This window comes from Arcicella gelida, from assembly GCF_034931025.1.
In the GTDB taxonomy this organism is placed as follows: domain Bacteria; phylum Bacteroidota; class Bacteroidia; order Cytophagales; family Spirosomataceae; genus Arcicella; species Arcicella gelida.
This window is the reverse complement of sequence record NZ_JAYGIL010000027.1, coordinates 69,311-87,093: the sequence shown is the minus strand read 5'-3', so window position 1 is coordinate 87,093 and position 17,783 is coordinate 69,311. Positions and strand designations below refer to the sequence as shown.

The following is a 17,783-nucleotide window of genomic DNA, read 5'->3' as shown; positions in this document are numbered from 1 at the left end:
AACTAATCACTTAATCTTACCAAATCTTGCTAGTAATTATCTTCTTAATTACTCTAACTATTTCCCCCTATCTCAGCCCGTTGGCGTCGTTTGGGAGTGCAAAGATGCAAGGTTTATTTTTAACCACCAAACAATCTTACAAAATATTTTTAAACTTTTTTGCAAAAATATATAAACACCTCCGTAAATAACTATAAATAAAGCACTTATTAATCATCATAAATATTGATAAATATGATAACAAAAAAGAAGTGAAGCATTTTAAAATACCTCACCTCTTTTTATCATTTCTACAAGATTTCCACCAAACCTATCCTAAAAATGGATACTTATAATACATCTAATCGAAAACCTACTCCATGAACATTGGTTAGTTTAACATTGGAGTCCTTATTAAGATACTTTCTTAAACGAGTAATGAATACATCAAGGCTTCTACCTTTAAAGTAATCATCATCTCCCCAAATTGCAATTAGGATTTTATCTCTTGATTGAGTTTCATTCTTATGATTGATTAAAAATGCCAACAAATCTGCTTCTCGATGAGTAAGGTCTTGTACTTCGTTTTCAAAAAACAATTTCAGATTCTTTATATCAAAAGTATATTTTCCAATTGCCTGCAATCCTTGATTTATCGTTTGTCCCGTTTTCTTTCCAGTTCTTTTAAGAATTGCTTCTATTCTTAAAACCAGTTCTTCAATACTGAATGGTTTGGTTAGATAATCATCTGCTCCTAATTTCAAGCCTTTGATTCTATCTTCCTTTAATGATTTCGCTGTTAAAAAAATAATCGGCACATCGCTTCCTGTTGCTCTTACAAATTCTGCAAGCGAAAAACCATCCATTTCTGGAAGCATTACATCGAAAATACAAATATCATATTGGTTATTTTGGAAAGCTCGTTGCCCAGCTTTTCCATCCGTTTGAAGGTCGATGGTGTATCCTTCTTGTTCTAGATTGTCTTTTACTACAAAACCTAAGCTATCGTCGTCTTCGACTAGTAATATTTTTGTCATTCGTTTGATTATAAGATTATCTTCCTTTATGAATGAAGTGTATTAAAAAATATTGTGTTGCTAATGTACTTGTTTTAGCCAATATTTACAATTCGTAGCGAATTGCTACTTTTGTAAGTAATTATTCAAATAAAAAAGTCATTCCACAAAAGACTGGCTATTAAACAGGAAAAGTATGTTCTCGTTAAATCCCAATAAACAATATCCTAAAAAATTATATTCAAAAGCAGTTGTGAGGTTTCAAGATTGTGACCCTTTGAAACATTTGAACAATGCCAAGTACTTCGATTATTTCTTCAATGCTCGTGAAGACCAAGTTGCAACTATTTATGAATTTGATTACAATGACTATTTTGAGCATAACAAAACGTCGTGGGTGGTATATAATCATCAAATTGCTTATGTTAGTTCAGCCAAAGTAAGTGAAAGAATTGGTATTATTTCATCAGCTATCTATTTTAATGAAGATACTTTAGTGACTGAATTTGTAATGACGGATGAAAACTGTACGCATTTAAAAGCCGTACTTTGGACGACTTCGAAATATATTGATGTCATTACAGGCAAAAAAACAGCACATCAACCAGAAGTACATAATTTTTTAAATGCAATTTGCGTAGAAGGAATCGACTTTGAACACATTAATTTGAATTCAAGAATTAAAACTATCAAACAAGAATTATTGGCGGGGACATTTATCTAACGTTTTCGACTCTACACATTTCAATATTTATAAAGAAAATCTGTTGATTACCTATGTTAGCTCAAGAAGTATTAAAACAATATTGGGGTTATGATAATTTTCGTCCATTGCAAGAAGAAATTATTCATTCTGTAATTGATGGACGAGACACTTTGGCATTGATGCCAACTGGTGGTGGTAAATCTTTGTGTTTTCAAGTACCTGCGTTGATGAAAGAAGGAATCTGTATCGTAGTTTCACCATTGATTGCTTTAATTCAAGACCAAGTAGAACAACTAAAACGTAGAGGAGTATCTGCCATTGGCATTTTTTCGGGAATGCACAAAAACCAAATTGATATTGCCTTAGATAATTGTATTTATGGCGATATAAAATTTTTATATGTTTCGCCCGAACGCTTACAAACTACAATTTTCATAGAAAGAGTAAAACAGATGAAAGTAAATCTTTTGGCTGTTGACGAAGCACATTGTATCTCGCAATGGGGGCATGATTTCAGACCTCCCTACATGAAAATCGCTGAGTTCAGGAAAATAATTCCGAATGTTCCACTTATTGCACTTACCGCTACTGCTACCAAAGAAGTAAAAGAAGAAATTCAAACTCGTTTAGAGATGAATTCTCCTGCTATTTTTCAACAAAGTTTTGCTCGTGAAAACTTATCGTACTCTGCTTTTAAGGAAGAAGACAAGGAAAGACGACTCATTAAAATACTTCAAAACGTACAAGGTTCATCGGTTATTTATGTACGAAATCGAAGACGAACACAAGAAGTATCAGATTTATTAAATAAAAATAACATTACAACAACGTTTTATCATGCAGGGTTAAGTGCAGATGAACGAAGCAAAAGACAGAGTAACTGGATTAAAAATCAAGTAAGGGCAATCGTTGCAACGAACGCATTTGGAATGGGCATAGATAAGCCAGATGTAAGAACGGTTATTCATTTAGATTTGCCAGATACTTTAGAAGCTTATTATCAAGAAGCTGGTCGTGCTGGGCGAGATGGTGAAAAAGCTTACGCTGTAGCACTTTTCAATCAGGTTGATGTTGAAAATTTAGCGAAAAACATTCAGCAGAATTATCCGCCAATTGAATTAGTCAAAAAAGTGTATCAGTGTTTGGGGAATTTCTTTCAGTTGGCTGTTGGTTCAGGAGCGTTTGCAAGCTTTGATTTTGATTTAGTGGAATTTCAAAAAAGATTTGATTTACCTCCTACCGATACTTATTTCGCTTTAAAAACTTTGGAAAATGAAGGCTTTATTCAACTTTCAGATTCGTTTCATAGTTCTTCTAAAATTACTTTAAAAGTTGATAATCGACAATTGTATGATTTTCAGCTAAGAAATCCTAAATATGATTCCTTCATCAAATTAGTTTTAAGAATGTATGGAGGAGAATTATTCAACACTTTTTTGACAATTTCAGAAGTAAATATTGCCAAAGCATACTCTGTACCGATAAAAGATGTGGAAGTGATGCTTTCGAGTTTAGAGAAATTTGATTTGATTATTTATGATAAACAGAAAGACAAACCACAAGTAACATTTTTAACAACACGGTTTGATGCTAAAAATTTACCGCTTCAAGTACAAGAAATTAATTATCGTAAGGAAAAATCCTTACAAAAAGCTAAATCAGTCGGACATTATGTAAGTCATGAAAAAAGATGTCGAACACAGCTTTTATTGGAATATTTTGATGAGCAAACAGATAATACTTGTGGAATTTGTGATAATTGCTTGAAACAAAAAAAGCAAAGTAAGCAAACGATTGAAGATGATGAGCTTGTAAAAAGTAATCAACAAAAAATCAAACAGCTTTTAGCAAACGGGGCAATGACTTTGCAGTTAATCATTCAGATTATGCAACCAGCAAATCAAGCATTATTGAAAGATATTATTCGAGAAATGATTGCAGACGAAGAGTTGGCTTATGATTCAGAAGGAAAATTAAAGCTTTCAGGCAATTAATACGAAAATCGACTGAAAGCTTTAATCATATTTATTGATAAATTCCAGCTGCTACATTTTCTGTAATAGATTTTGGAGCAAGCCAAGCTAAGAAAGCGCCTAACTTATTTAACGTCCCGGGAATTACTTCAGTTTTCTTATCAAACATCGCTTTTACGGAAATCTTTGCTACTACTTCTGGCGTCATTGCTACTTTTTCTGCTGCTTTTCTAGCTTTGGCAGGTACAGCAGCTCTATCATTAAACCCAGTATCTGTTGCCCCTGGACTAATACAAGTAACCGAAACAGAAGTATCTTTCAATTCATGCTTCAATGCTCTTGAGAAATTCAGTACATAAATCTTCGTTGCTGCATAAACAGCCATTTTAGGTAAAGCCTGATACGCAGTTGAACTGGCAATATTCATGATATAAGCCTTAGGCTGACGCTTGAGCATTGGTAAAAAAACATGGCACATTTCAGTTAAAGTAGCCATGTTTAAGTTCATCATATCTCTATTTTGTTCAATAGAATAAGTATCAAAATTGCCAACAGAACCATAACCAGCATTATTGACTAAAACCGATACTTCGTATTGATTTTTGGCAACCCAATCAAATACTTGTCTGGCAACATCAACAGTAGCCAAATCAGCAGCTAAGTAATTTACATTTACACCGTATTTTTCTTGAAGTTCAATAGCTACTTCACGAAGTAAGCCTTCAGACCTTGCGACAAGTAATAAATTATATTTTTGTTTTGCCAACTCTATGGCTATTTCTTTTCCAATTCCTTTACTGGCTCCTGTGATTAGTGCGTACATTATTTTTGTTTTTTAGAATACCCCAAAATTAACAAAGCCCTACCAAATGGCAGGGCCTTGCATCAAACAAATTTTAATCTTTTATTTTTTTGGCGTTTTAGCTGGAGCTGCTGGTGTTGTAGTGGCAGCAGGTGCTAAAAATTCCTTTAATTTATCTGGATCTTCAGGTTTAATCGCAACAGCTTTATCAACAAATTCTTGAATTTTAGCAGTATCTTTTGTTACGTTTGCATGATAACCAACTAAATATCTATAAGCTTCGTACAATTGCTCTTTGTTTGCTTTTGCTAGGTCAACAATAGTCAAGAATTTCTCGTAATGTGGTACTGCTAACCATTTTGTTCCAGTATAATCTACATAGTTGTTAGTTCTAGCACGGAATAAATAGAATGGTGCAAATTTGTCATTAATTGCAATTGCATTAGCAAACATTGTATCAGCTTTCATACCAATGTTATATCTAGCCAATGTATCTTCTCTTGGCGTGTAGGCTGTAGTAAAGTAAAGAGCCATAGCAGCGTTGTAATAATCAGCACTTGCCATTGGAGCTTTCTTTTTCTGCTTCCATTCAATTGATTGAATAGCATACTCAGCCGCTTTTGCATATTTTTTCTGACCATATACAATCGTATAGATTGCTGAATAATGGTTATTGATAGTGTCTTCTGGAGCAGCTTTTAAATAATATTCAATCGCTAATGAATCATTTTTTAACCCTTGGTATCCTTTACCGAAGTAAACATTATCTAAGTAATAAGGTTTAACGCCCGCTTTTACCATTTGTTCTAGGTTCTCTATCCCTACTTGTGGATTTCCTAATTCAATGTTTGAATAACCTTTCATTCTAAAGATATCATTATCTTTTGCTCCACCAGCCTCAGCTTGTGTTGTAAATTGCATTGCACCTTCATAATCTTTCGCTAAGAACAACAATTTAGCTGTTGATAATAAGATTGCTGGAGTAGCTTCTGCTCTTTCTACATATTTTCTAAAGAACTTAGATGATTCTTTATAACGGTTGAAAATGATATAGTATTCACCCATTCTTTTGTAGTAAGGAGCAAAAGATGAATCTGTTTCATAAGCACTTTGATAATTGTTTACTGTGTATTGGTAATTTTTACCTCTTAAATATACAACACCTAATCTTACGTAAGCTTTTGCTGTTTTATTAACCAAGATAGATTGTTCGTAAGCTGAAGCCGCTGGTCCACCATCGTTTTTCAATAAGAAAGCATCTCCTTTTACGATTTGCATATCAGCAGTTAAAGGCTTCTTAGTTTTTTCTGTGATTAAATCAATCAAACGGATAGCTTCACCAGGGTCATTTGTTTCTTCAAACATTGTGTAAGCCTCAGCAATACGGAACATTACTTCTGCATTTTTCATTTTGGTATCAGCCAAAATTTTATCAAAAGCAGCTTTTGCACCAGCACCGTCTTTTTTAGCCAACATCAATGTTGCTAAACCTACCGCATTCAAAGGTTGCTTAGGTTCTGCGGCGATACCTTTTTCAAAGGTTGCTTTCGCTTCGTCCAATTCACCTGCACGCAAATGAGCATATCCTAAATAGTATAAATTTTCACCAGTATTACTAGCAGCAACTAGTGAGGTAAATGTCGCTTTAGCTTTGTTTGGCTGGTCTCCGTCCAACTGCGCCAAGCCTTGCTGAACCGTTTGCCCATTTACCGTGACGGTAAACAACAAACTTGCAGCCACCAACAGAGATTTGATTTTTACTTCCATTTTATTAACGTTTTAGTTGTAAGTAATTAAAATAAGTATATAAAATCAGGTAATTTGTTTTCTAACACAAATTTCCAAAATATCTTTTGAATTTATAACAAAACAAAAAATTAAATTAAAAAATTGTTGCGACAACTCAAAATTTTATTCGCATTGAAACATTTTAAATACTAATGTTAGGAATCAAATATTACCTTTTTAATATTTCCATAAAAAATTATGCCATCAGCTTAATTAGTTTTCACTTGTCGAATCTGAAGTGGTTTAGTAAGCGGTAAAAGCCCACCTTTTAATACAATCAATTGTCCTTGTTCAAGACACATATAATTAATAAATCCTGTGCCAAGCCCCATGTAAGGCTCTTTTAATATTAGCTTAATCTGACGGATAAGTGGATACCTTTTTAAAGCAAGGTTATAACCGAAGGGTTGATAATAATCCTCAGGATTTGTACTTGCTTTTTCGGCAACTGACATTACGTTTATTTCTCTGATAAAGCCCAAAGATGCAGGGTCATCTCCATCACTAATCCAGTTTGTACCAATAACGCCCATCGCATTTTTATGCGATTTAACATAATCAATTACTTGTTCATTTGATTTTGCAGCAAAAAACGATACTTTATCATTCTTGTTTATTCCAAATTTCTCTACTAAAAAAGTAAGGTTACTTGAACTTGTTCCATCAAAAACCAGTACTATATCTTCACTTGAGCCACCTTTACCAATTTCAGACCATTTCTTTTTTTCTCCTTTCATGATTGCTTCAAGTTCTTGAACAGTAATCATTGAATCTCGATTTTCTTTATTGGTAATTAATGCCAAAGCATCTCCAGCAAACTTGAAACTTCTGTAAGTGATTTTATCTTCTGTATATACTTTTTTTTCCGTTTCGTTTAACTCTCTCGTAATTACAGCAACTCTCGCTTTATCATTTAATAACATTGCCACAGCTTCACCTTCTGGTTTAAATACTAAATTGATTTTAGTATAAGGAAATGTTTCTTGAAAAGCCATTTTTTCCGCTTCGATAATTGGTCGAAAAGATTCATCTACAGCAACAGTAATTTCTCCTTTTGCAGGTGTGTCTAGTTCGTTTCCATCCTTATCAGTACTTCTTCCACAAGAAAATACTGTGATTGCCAACAGAATACAGCAAGGTAGATTTAATAGAGTTTTCATGGTTTTTGCGATTGTTTATTGCTTTATTTCAAATTAACTTAATGCTTATCATCATAATGCGTGTACTTATCTTCTCCCTCATCGTTGTCGTCATTCATTTTGATATACACTCGCCATGCTCTAAAAATACCATACAATAAAAGTAATGTCCCCAAAGCGTAAGCATACAATGCAGAAGGTAACATCATTTGTGAAAAAGCTGACTCTGGGTAAAGTATTAAAAGCACTCCAATTACTGAGTAAGAAAGAGCCATCAATACATTAACAAGCACAAAAATTCTGCTAGGCATTTTTTTAGATATGAGATATGAATTATTATGTATAAGTAAAGAATGAGGTATTTCATTGAATTATGGCTTATTTAAGCTCCATCATTCGTATCTCATACTTTATATTTAAATACATAACGAAATAAAAAACAAAAACTGATTCCCTTTGAAAAATGAAACCTGTCAGATTTCTGACAGGTTCTCATTGTTTTCTTAATGCTTAAGAATAAAAACTATTCAGAAAGCACAAAGCTAATTGGTACTGTAAATCTAGAACGTACTGCACGACCAGACTGCTTACCTGGAGTCCATTTCGGTACTGATTTAATTACTCTAACAGCTTCTTCATCGCAACCAAAACCTACTGATTTAAGTACATCTACGTTTTGGATACTACCATCAGTATTTACAACGAATTGAATATATACTTTACCAGAAACGTTTGCACGCTGAGCCGCAGCTGGGTATTTCAAGTTTTTCTGTAAGAATTTAGCAAAAGCACTCATACCACCTGGGAACTCCGCTTGTTGTTCTACCGCCGTAAAGATTTCTTCTTCTTTAGGTTTTGGTGGTTCAACAGGCGCTTCAGGAGCTGTACCTCTTGCATCTGGATCTACTGGAGGTCCAGCATCTTCAGTTTCACCTTTTACAGTTTCAGAAGCTGTATTTCCTTTTACCTCTTCTGGAGGTGGTTCAGGTTTTGTTACCTCTTCATCTTTTTTGATTTCAGGAGGTAAGAATTTCGTTGTCGTCACCTTTGGTAATTCTTTTGGTGGTGGCGGTGGCGGCGGTGGTGGTGGTGGTGGTGGAGTTTTATTCTCTGGTGGTGGCTGATCAATTTTCATTACTTCAGCAGTTACCTCAGTTTTTTCTTTTGCTAATTGTTCATTGATTTTATTGTAAATAAATGACAAGGCAAAAAGAGAAGATACCGAAGCTATACCAATTATCAGAGAACGTGAAACCACTTTCGGATAAGATTTTCTTAAGAGATAAGCACCATATTCTTTGTTCTTATTCTTAAAAATAATGTCATCCAACGTTGCATTTTGGCTTATTACGTTTGACATAATTTCTGATGTTAATACTGTTAATGTTTTTCAACTTGAATGAATTTCAAATATAGAAAATCATCAAATTAAATTTTCATTGAACTAAGATAAAACTAACAATTTAGTTTTCAAAATATTTTAAACTATTTTTTTAGTTTTATTGAAATTTTATTAAAGACCTGACTTTTTGATTAATTTTTCAGAATCTGGATCAATTTCAAGAATTGCATAACGCTTGTTGCTAGTAATAGCACATTCATCAAGCAAATCTACCATGTTCTTATACTTAGCTCCTTTTGTCGCTTTAATCACAATCGTAAAATTATCACCTACTCGTCTTTTATAATCGAATAAAACGGTTCTAATTCCATCTTTAGAATAATTTGTTTTCTGAAGTTGAGTTGATGCTTCTGTCGGTAAACCTTGATAGTAATATACTTTCTCGGCATCAGGCATCACAGTTAAGGTTTCAGACATTTTAACTTCTGATTTTTCTTCCTTTTCTGTTTTATCAGGCATATTCAACTGCATTACTACGGGCTTTGCTAACGTCGTGGTTAACATAAAAAAGGTAATCAATAAGAAACCCAAATCTACCATGGGAGTCATGTCAATTTTGGTTGAAGCTTTTTTGGCTCGCTTCTTACCACCTTTTTTGCCCCCACCGTCTTGACTTATTTCTGCCATTGTATTGGGGTTTAATTGTTGGTAGTTAATGATACTCAGATGGGTTTTATAAGACCCTGCCTTTCAAAGAGAGGCAGGGTTAAAACTACTGAGTACAACTAAATAAAATCTATTGAGGTCTACCTTCAGGAGATGTAACCAATTGGAATGTGTTAATATTCTGTTCCTGTAAAGTACCAACTACTTGGTTGAATACTTTATAGTTTGAATTAGCATCACCTTTAATAGCTACCTTTAATCCTGGATTAGAAATTTTTGCATAACTAACCCAAAGGAAAAGTTCATTATTGGCTGAATCACAAGGAATTCCTTTCAAATATCCTTTTGCTTTCGCATCCGATGGTTTTACGCTTAAAACCTGACGCATTGCACCTGCTGGATAACCTACGATTTCAGAAGCATCATAATTCTTCTTCATCTCAGCAGAAACTGGTACAGAAAGGCGGTTTGCCATTCTTTCCAACATATAATCCTTTGCAGCTTTATCGTCTGTTCCTAAAAAAATACCACCTTCAGGGCTTACTGAAATAGTAAGGATTCCTTTTTCGCCAGTTATTGTTTTCTCTGAAATAGATGACGGTGGAACGATTGTTACGGCTTCTTCAGGTTTAAACTTTGCAGTAAGCATGAAGAAAGTAAGTAACAAGAAGGCCACATCGCACATCGCTGTCATGTCTAGAGAAACACTTTGTCGTTTTGCTTTAACTTTTGGCATAATCTTGTTTAGTTATAAGTTATTAGATAGCGTCATAGTACAAAAGCTATAACACTTAGCGCTTAACACAATAACTATTAATTATGGTGAGTTGCATAGTTTTGGTTGATACTTAAACCTATTTCATCAACGCTATAAGTTAATTCGTCGATTTTAGACGTAAAGAAGTTATAAGCAATGATACAAACAGCTGAAGTACCGATACCTAATGCAGTGTTTACTAGGGCTTCAGAGATACCGTTTGCTAATGCAGTTGAATCTGTTGAACCACCTGAGTTACCTAATGCAGAGAACGCTTTAATCATACCGATTACCGTTCCTAAAAGACCGATTAGCGTAGAAACTGAAGCTAAAGTAGCAATGATAGTTAAGTTTTTCTCTAACATTGGCAATTCCAATGAAGTAGCTTCTTCAACTTCTTTGCTAAGAGCAGCTAATTTTTGTTCTTTATCTAAAGAACCGTCAGTTGACAATTGCTTGTATTTTTTAACAGCAGCCAAAGTAACGTTTCCTACTGAACCTTTTTGTTTGTCACATTCTTTCAATGCAGCATCTGTATCGTCTTTGTCAAGAAGAGACTGAATTTTGCGAACGAATGCGTTAACATCACCGCTTCCTTTTGCTTTACCAATAGTGATAAGACGCTCGATTGAGAATGTTAATGAAATCAAGAAACATGTCATCAAAACTGGTACAATTGCACCACCTTTGAAAGCGATAGCAAGATAATCTCCTGGGTGTGGATGACCTTCGTTAGTTCCGCCTTCAAAACGTGAACCATCTCCCATCACAAAACGGAAAAATAACTGTGCAATAACGAAAAGAATTAACATAACCACGCCTGCTGGAATGCCGCCTGATTTTTTTTGAGCTGGTGCTGCTGGTTTAGCAGCTGGAGTTTTTGCTTGTGTACTCATTAGTTTGGTAATTTTTGGGTTTAAGTTAAAAAACAGTTTTAGGTGATTTTTAAAATAAAAATAATGAAAATAACCTAAACGCAAAAGATTCTTTTGAAATATCTTGTTTTAGGTAATGACAAAACTAACACAAAATTCTTTTAATTATGATACCTTCTGTATGAAGTTTTTTTAAAAAAAATATTCAACAAAACCTATGTATTGTACTATAACAATAAATACAAGCATTTTGAAAGACATTTGCAGTACTATTTCAAGAATTTGATTTTTTTATGAATGTATATAACTTTTCAATGAATGTGTTTTTTTCATAAAAACTCCCTAAGTATTGTTTCTAGGATGTCTATTTCATGAGTATTTTCTTTGATTTTCTGATAGTCTAAAATACTTATTGTTTTTTCTAATCGTTCATTGTTTCCTTTTATCACAAGCTTTAGGCTATCGGATTTGTCTAATAAATTGTTAAGCAATGCCATCATTTGTTTCAGGCTGGCATCTTCTTCTAATTCAAAAAAAACAAGTACTTTCTCAGCTTCTTTTACCAACCTATTGGCATAGTGAAAAGTTAAATTATCAGAGTGATTATCAATATCATAAACAATAACAGTTGGATTTGTTTTCTTGACAAAATCAATCAATTCATTATTGTAAGTAATATTATTCCGATTATTGCGTACTTGGATATATAAAAAAAGGTTCGACATCCTGTTGTAGTATTAATTTAATTGTGAAGGCTTAATTTATTCGCATTTCCAATAACAAAATCACTTAACTTTGACACTCATCTGTTTCAGTTGCTGTAAAGTCATGTCGAAAGTATATCAATATAATAAAGAAAATGCTCGAAGAAAGACAGGTACTTCTTCCTTGAAAGATGCTATCGAAGATATGCTTGAGCTATACAAAATCCGTTCGAAATTCAACGAAACCTATATTGTAGCTTATTGGGAAAAAATTATGGGTTCGCCAATTGCTTCTAGAACAACTCAGATCTACATCAATGATGGGAAATTATTTATTCAATTAGATTCTGCCCCACTACGTAATGAGTTATTGATGGCGAAGAATAAAATTATTGAACTAATCAATAAAGAGGTCGGAGAAAAAATTATTCAGGATGTTGTCTTTCTATAAAATGATTTGTGAAAGCTAAGTTTTATGGTACTGTTAGCCAAAACCTAGTTCTTACTTCTCTAAATTCTTCTGTTTACTTTTCAAGTTGAAAAATTTGATAATGTAGATAATAGCAAGTAATACAGAAAAGCCCAACAAAGCAATGTACAAACCTTGGTACTTCTCAATTTCTTCTAACATCTGATGGTTCTCTTTTGAAAAACCTTTGTGTCTTTCTGTCAATTCTACCAAATCATGATTCTTTTGCATCAAATCATTATTCTCCTGAATCAATTGGTTATACTTATCTGTAAAAGTGGCATTAGCATTTGATTGAATGCTTTTGTATTCATTTAGAATTTCATTGTCTTTGTCAATAATTTCGTTTAAAGCATCAATGGTTTTTTGCATATCATCTTTTGAGCGATTACCAAAAAGTCCTGTTGACAAATTTTCGGATTCTTTATATTGTTGATACAACGTTTCTCTTTCTGTAGTAAGCTCTTTCATTTTGTCTTGAGCGTGTGTATTCACAAACACAAAAAAAGTAAGTAATAATAACAAGATTTTTTTCATTGATTTATTCATTGTAAAATTGAAATACTGTTTAATAAAAATCCCACAAGTATTAGTGCTTGCGGGATTGGTAAGTTAAAGTTGGTCAATACAACTATAATGAGTGCGACTGATAGTCAAGCTCTAATATTTCAGAAATATCTAATAATTTAACGTTGTAACGCTGAAAAGCTGGCGTATCGTAATCTTCAGTATCTGTTGGCATTTTATTGGTAAAATCATCAATCATTTTACGAAGTCTCGGTGCATCATCTTCACGTGGCGGAAAAATATGTTTGATTGCTTGTTTTTCCTCTTCAACGACTTCCTCTTCTTCTTCATATACTTCTTCCTCTTCCTCAACTTTTGAGATTTGCAAAGTCACAGACTCTTTTAAGCCTTTTTTTACATGATTGCCATTCAAACCTTGTTTTATAGGAGTACGGACAGGCCCATCGGGTAAATCAAAACCTGCAGCAATCACCGTAATACTCATATCTTCACCAAGATTATTATCAATGATAAAACCAAGTTTGAATCCAGCAGGAGAATTTCCGATAGCTTCCATGATGTGTGCGGTAATAGCAGTTTGTTCTTTCACCGCCATTACTTTTTGGTCACTGGTAGCAATTGTAACAAGAATACGTTTTGCTCCTTTAATATCACGATTATTCAATAATGGTGAATCAAGGGCTTTTTCGATAACTTCTTTCGCTCTGTTTGGTCCTTTGGCAGTAGCAGTACTCATTACAGCTTGACCAGCATTACTCAATACTTTTTTAACATCTTTAAAGTCAGCGTTGATTTTACCAGACTTAGTAATTACTTCAGCTACCGACTTCGCCGCATTTGCCAATACATCATCTGCATGCTCAAAAGCTTCCAAAATGTTTAAATCTTCATATATTTCTAGTAACTTATCGTTCAGGACAACCAAAACAGTATCACAAGTACGTTGTAATTCTGCAATTCCACGGTTTGCTGCTTCAATTTTCTCAGTACCTTCCCATGAATATGGAGCCGTTACGATAGCAACCGTCAGAATATCTAACTCTTTGGCAATTCTAGCAATTTCTGGTGCAGCACCTGTACCTGTACCACCGCCCATACCTGCGGTAATAAACACCATTCTGGTACTTGGTTGAAGAAGTGCCTTTATTTGTGCTTCACTCTCTAATGCTGCCAATCGTCCTTGTTCTGGTTCAGTACCAGCACCAAGTCCTTCTGTTAAAATTTCGCCTAATTGTAATTTTACAGGAACAGTGTTATCATTTAGTGCTTGTAAATCGGTATTACAAACAACAAAATCTACATCATCAATCCCCATTTCGTACATGTGGCGAACAGCATTACTTCCTCCTCCTCCGACGCCAATCACTTTAATGATATTGCCTTTTGTATCAGATGAAATTTCAATATTATGTTCAAAAAAATCCATATTATTTAAATCATTAATTAAGGATTAACCAATTAGCGAACAGACTGTTGAATACTTTCAGAATATCATAAAATTATATTATTCTTCTGTTCCCCATTTCCATTCTCTACCAAGTTCTAATTCTTTTCTAAGGTTTTGTTTTATAAAAAAATCTCTAGTCGAGTAAAAGTCTAATTTCTTTGCTGGAATTTTATCAACATTGGCAATACCGTACAACATCATCGCTGTATATCTTACGGTATTCACCATTTCATTTTTATTGATTAAATCAAAGCTGTCACAATTGGCATGATAACATCCTACTGCATCTGGTGAAATTCCACCAATTGGTGAAGCCGTCGGAATACCTTCCAACATAAAACTTTGATGGTCTGAATGAAGTCCTGCTTGGTTGATTACATTATTTTTATATTCAGGAGAAGCCTTTTTCATGTACTCTCCTATTTTAGTAAACAAAGCCACCATTTCATCTCTCCCTGCTGTGTTAAAACCATTGGCATTATTTGCCATATCGAGATTAAACATAAAAGCGACTTTCTCTAGCGAATTATTTCTTTTACTTTTTTCAATCATCGCTTTTGAACCTAATAGCCCTTCTTCTTCACCCATGAACATCACAAATTCTATTGTTCTTTTAGACTTCAAATTCAAAGCTTTGAATGCACGAGCAATATCTAAAATAGAAAATGAGCCTATACCATTATCTAATGCCCCAGTGGCTAAATCCCATGAATCGAGATGACCACCAATTACGATTTTCTCATCACGATATTTTTTATTATCTCCTTTTATCGTAGCAATAACATTTCGAGCTTTAATCATTTTACTAAAGTTCTTCATATCAATTACTCCCATCAAGTTAGCTTGTTCACTCATCCAAGAACGGATTCTGATGCCACTTTCTAAAGAAACACAAACAGCTGGAATCGCTATTAAACTACCAGTAACCGAAGCTGTGCCTGTTAATAATACATTCCCTTTTACTGTATTCACAAAAATCACACCTGCTGCACCATATTGCATGGCTAAAGCTGTTTTTTCTGAACGATGTAGATTTCTAGTACCTTTGAAGGGTGCCAATAATCCAAGGTTCACTAAAGCGATTTTGCCAGGAAGCTGTTCTTTTACTGCTTGAAAATCTGGTTCTAAACCATTACCAACATCAACTAATTCAGCAGTAACTTTTGCTTCTACGGGCGTCATTGCTAAAGATACTACTTCTACATCTTGAAAATTGTCGCTTTTCTTTGGAGCGATTGATAAAGTAACGGTATCTCTCGACCAAGCTTCTACTTGAAATGGCTGATACTTTACATCTTTGAAACCATACGATTTCAGCAAATTATAAGTATATTCTTCTGCTTTTTTTCCATTTGAACTTCCAGTAAGTCGGTGTCCAATCGTTTTGCAGGCATCTCCCAAAGTTTCGTAAGCACGGCTGTTGGCTAATACTTCATCATTAATTTGCTTGAAGGTTTCAATTAATTCTTCGTCTTCATCCACTAATGGACTGAATGCAGCTGTTGAAGTAATGAGTATTAAAATTAAAAAAAAGTAAAGGTTTATTTTCATTTTGGTTTGTTGTGAAATAGGAAATAATAAGGGAATTTACAAAAAAACTCGACAAACTCTAAATATTAAAAATAAGAATAAACCTTAATTATTTCAGCAATACTTTTCGCATTGGCTTACTGCTTGTTCTCTACGATGTACTGTTTAGGGTATATTTCTTTTTGAAACTTATCCCATTCACCTTTACGGTAGTAGTCGTCCCCAAAAAAAGTAATTATTTGATGAAATTGTTTGGCATCTTGATAACCTGCCACTGGTTGAATCATATTGAATTTTTCATCCAAATATACAATTGTCGGAAAGCTCATTTTGCCTTGTAAAAGCGCCACTCCTGCTTGATTATAGCCATTCTCCCAAATATATTGTTGCTTGCCAATTCTAAGAGTATCTTTCATTTCGGCATCTAGTTTTACTGCATAATATTTTTGATTGACGAACTCTACTACTTTTTCATCTGTAAATGTTTTTTGATCCATCACTTTGCACCAACCGCACCAGCCAGTATATACATCCACTAAAATTTTTCGTGGTTCTTTTTCTGTTGCAGCAAAAGCTTGTTCTAAAGTCATCCAATTAATTTTCGCTTTAGTTGGTTTAGTTGCTGCAGTTACTTGAGCTTTTCCTACAAAAGCCATCAGGCAAAAAAATAATGTTACAAATATGTTTTTCATGATTCTTAACACAATAATCTAAAAAATTGAATATTAAAATGAACCAACAAAGTATTACTATTCAAAAATGCTGAAAAAATAGTATCACTATTTACAAAGATAATTAGATAAAGTAATTTTCATTCTAACACTTTTCAAGATATTGCCAAATATAATTTATTGTAAAAAGCATTTGACAGGTTAAATGCTTTTTATCAGCAGCTCTTTAGTCCGAAAAACTTCTTTGTTATACGTTAGCAATTTACAAAAGGTTTGTTTTCCTTACAAAGATTTTTGAGTAAACGGTCAACTGTTTTACTTTCAACAATTATCTTTAACCGTTATTGACTTCAAAAAAATTCATGGCTATACTTCGACACAAAAAAAGTAAACTTGTTGAGGCAGAAGAAAAACGCAACGATTTGGGCTTTGGAACTCAAATCACAGACCCTGATACTCGCTTATTAAATCGTGATGGCAGTTTCAATGTTAAACGAATTGGTGGTAATTTTTGGGGTCGCTATAATATTTTCAATGAGTTAATTATTTGTTCTTGGAAACGTTTTTTCACACTCATTGTTGCCTTTTATTTAATCCTAAATTTTATTTTCGCTTGTCTTTATCAAGCCGTTGGTATAGAACACCTGCAAGGCGTTGATTTATCGACAAAAGGCTCTGGTTTTATGGATGCCTTTTTCTTTTCTTCCCAAACACTTACTACGGTAGGTTATGGAAGAATTGCTCCTGTTGGTTTTGGAGCAAGCACCATCGCCGCCATAGAATCTTTATTAGGATTATTGATTTTTGCCTTGGCTACCAGTTTGTTGTATGGTCGCTTTTCAAGACCAGTTGCCAGAGTTTTATATTCAGACAAAGCAGTTATTGGACCTTACTTAGACATTACAGGCTTTATGTTTAGGATTGTGAATGAACAAAATGCCCAATTAATCGACCTTCAAGTTGAATTAGCCGTTTCGATGCTCAAGAAAGAAAGTAATGGCAAAATAACGAGAGGGTATTATGGTTTAAAATTGGAGAGAAGTAAAGTGAGTTTCTTTCCTGCCAATTGGACAATCGTTCATCCAATTACCGATGACAGTCCGCTTTTTGGTTTAACACAAGATGATTTACTAACAAGCGATGCAGAGTTTCTGGTTTTGTTAAAAGCCACAGAAGAAACTTATAACCAAACGGTAAATTCAAGGACTTCATTTCATGCAAGAGAAGTAGTAATGGGTGCAAAATTTCTGCCAATGTTTAGCGATGTTCCAGGTGCTGGAGTAGTAACTTTGGACTTACGTAAACTATCCGATATTCAAGAAGTACCATTAAGTAGCGAATATCATCCTCATCACGAAACAAATAATTAAAGAGTTCTTCAAGAAAACTCT

Annotated in this window: 18 protein-coding genes; 4 read left to right on the top strand and 14 right to left on the bottom strand. The window is 33.9% G+C overall.

The genetic code is table 11. From position 1 onward, the window contains the following. Positions 1–329: 329 nt before the first annotated feature. Positions 330–1,016, bottom strand: coding sequence for a response regulator transcription factor (locus VB776_RS18660; RefSeq protein ID WP_323698387.1), 687 nt, complete (start codon positions 1,014–1,016; stop codon positions 330–332). A 175-nt stretch (positions 1,017–1,191) separates the two neighbouring features. Here VB776_RS18660 and VB776_RS18655 point away from each other — a divergent pair, with 175 nt between their 5' ends. Next, complete coding sequence (locus VB776_RS18655) at positions 1,192–1,719, top strand: acyl-CoA thioesterase (protein ID WP_323260342.1); 528 nt, start codon at positions 1,192–1,194, stop codon at positions 1,717–1,719. A 53-nt stretch (positions 1,720–1,772) separates the two neighbouring features. Next, the gene (locus VB776_RS18650) at positions 1,773–3,695 is read left to right on the top strand and encodes a RecQ family ATP-dependent DNA helicase (RefSeq protein ID WP_323698386.1); all 1,923 of its coding nucleotides are present in this window, start codon (positions 1,773–1,775) and stop codon (positions 3,693–3,695) included. 31 nt (positions 3,696–3,726) lie between these two features. On the opposite strand, the gene VB776_RS18645 is transcribed toward VB776_RS18650, so the two are convergent. From VB776_RS18645 to VB776_RS18605, 9 genes are all read right to left on the bottom strand, one after another. After that, a complete protein-coding gene (locus tag VB776_RS18645) occupies positions 3,727–4,497 on the bottom strand; it encodes an SDR family NAD(P)-dependent oxidoreductase (protein WP_323698385.1) in 771 nt (256 codons plus the stop codon). Positions 4,498–4,578: 81 nt separating this feature from the next. After that, the gene (locus tag VB776_RS18640; RefSeq protein WP_323698384.1) at positions 4,579–6,243 is read right to left on the bottom strand and encodes a tetratricopeptide repeat protein; all 1,665 of its coding nucleotides are present in this window, start codon (positions 6,241–6,243) and stop codon (positions 4,579–4,581) included. Positions 6,244–6,473: 230 nt separating this feature from the next. After that, positions 6,474–7,424 (bottom strand): PstS family phosphate ABC transporter substrate-binding protein, encoded by a 951-nt coding sequence (locus VB776_RS18635; RefSeq protein ID WP_323698383.1) that lies wholly within the window; start codon positions 7,422–7,424, stop codon positions 6,474–6,476. Positions 7,425–7,462: 38 nt separating this feature from the next. After that, complete coding sequence (locus tag VB776_RS18630) at positions 7,463–7,714, bottom strand: hypothetical protein (protein ID WP_323698382.1); 252 nt, start codon at positions 7,712–7,714, stop codon at positions 7,463–7,465. A 212-nt stretch (positions 7,715–7,926) separates the two neighbouring features. Further along, complete coding sequence (locus VB776_RS18625) at positions 7,927–8,763, bottom strand: energy transducer TonB (RefSeq protein WP_323698381.1); 837 nt, start codon at positions 8,761–8,763, stop codon at positions 7,927–7,929. Between the two features lie 153 nt (positions 8,764–8,916). Then, the gene (locus tag VB776_RS18620) at positions 8,917–9,432 is read right to left on the bottom strand and encodes an ExbD/TolR family protein (protein WP_323698380.1); all 516 of its coding nucleotides are present in this window, start codon (positions 9,430–9,432) and stop codon (positions 8,917–8,919) included. A 109-nt stretch (positions 9,433–9,541) separates the two neighbouring features. Beyond that, the gene (locus VB776_RS18615; RefSeq protein ID WP_309924509.1) at positions 9,542–10,147 is read right to left on the bottom strand and encodes an ExbD/TolR family protein; all 606 of its coding nucleotides are present in this window, start codon (positions 10,145–10,147) and stop codon (positions 9,542–9,544) included. Positions 10,148–10,224: 77 nt separating this feature from the next. Beyond that, positions 10,225–11,064 carry a MotA/TolQ/ExbB proton channel family protein gene (locus tag VB776_RS18610; RefSeq protein ID WP_323698379.1) on the bottom strand — a complete coding sequence of 280 codons (840 nt, stop codon included), beginning with the start codon at positions 11,062–11,064 and terminating at the stop codon, positions 10,225–10,227. 308 nt (positions 11,065–11,372) lie between these two features. Further along, complete coding sequence (locus VB776_RS18605; protein WP_323698378.1) at positions 11,373–11,768, bottom strand: hypothetical protein; 396 nt, start codon at positions 11,766–11,768, stop codon at positions 11,373–11,375. 103 nt (positions 11,769–11,871) lie between these two features. On the opposite strand from VB776_RS18605, the gene VB776_RS18600 reads away from it, so the two are divergent. Next, positions 11,872–12,198 (top strand): DUF721 domain-containing protein, encoded by a 327-nt coding sequence (locus VB776_RS18600; RefSeq protein WP_323260363.1) that lies wholly within the window; start codon positions 11,872–11,874, stop codon positions 12,196–12,198. 51 nt (positions 12,199–12,249) lie between these two features. Here VB776_RS18600 and VB776_RS18595 read toward each other — a convergent pair whose 3' ends face one another. From VB776_RS18595 to VB776_RS18580, 4 genes are all read right to left on the bottom strand, one after another. After that, positions 12,250–12,753 carry a hypothetical protein gene (locus VB776_RS18595; RefSeq protein WP_323698377.1) on the bottom strand — a complete coding sequence of 168 codons (504 nt, stop codon included), beginning with the start codon at positions 12,751–12,753 and terminating at the stop codon, positions 12,250–12,252. A 94-nt stretch (positions 12,754–12,847) separates the two neighbouring features. Beyond that, complete coding sequence (gene ftsZ / locus VB776_RS18590) at positions 12,848–14,170, bottom strand: cell division protein FtsZ (RefSeq protein ID WP_323698376.1); 1,323 nt, start codon at positions 14,168–14,170, stop codon at positions 12,848–12,850. 78 nt (positions 14,171–14,248) lie between these two features. Beyond that, entirely contained in the window at positions 14,249–15,742 is a 1,494-nt protein-coding gene (locus VB776_RS18585) for a M20/M25/M40 family metallo-hydrolase (protein WP_323698375.1), read from the bottom strand. Between the two features lie 116 nt (positions 15,743–15,858). Then, positions 15,859–16,413, bottom strand: a complete 555-nt coding sequence (locus tag VB776_RS18580; protein WP_323698374.1) for a thioredoxin family protein — start codon at positions 16,411–16,413, stop codon at positions 15,859–15,861. Between the two features lie 341 nt (positions 16,414–16,754). Between VB776_RS18580 and VB776_RS18575 the strand changes: the two genes are divergently transcribed. Continuing rightward, positions 16,755–17,762, top strand: a complete 1,008-nt coding sequence (locus VB776_RS18575; protein WP_323698373.1) for an ion channel — start codon at positions 16,755–16,757, stop codon at positions 17,760–17,762. Positions 17,763–17,783 lie beyond the last annotated feature (21 nt).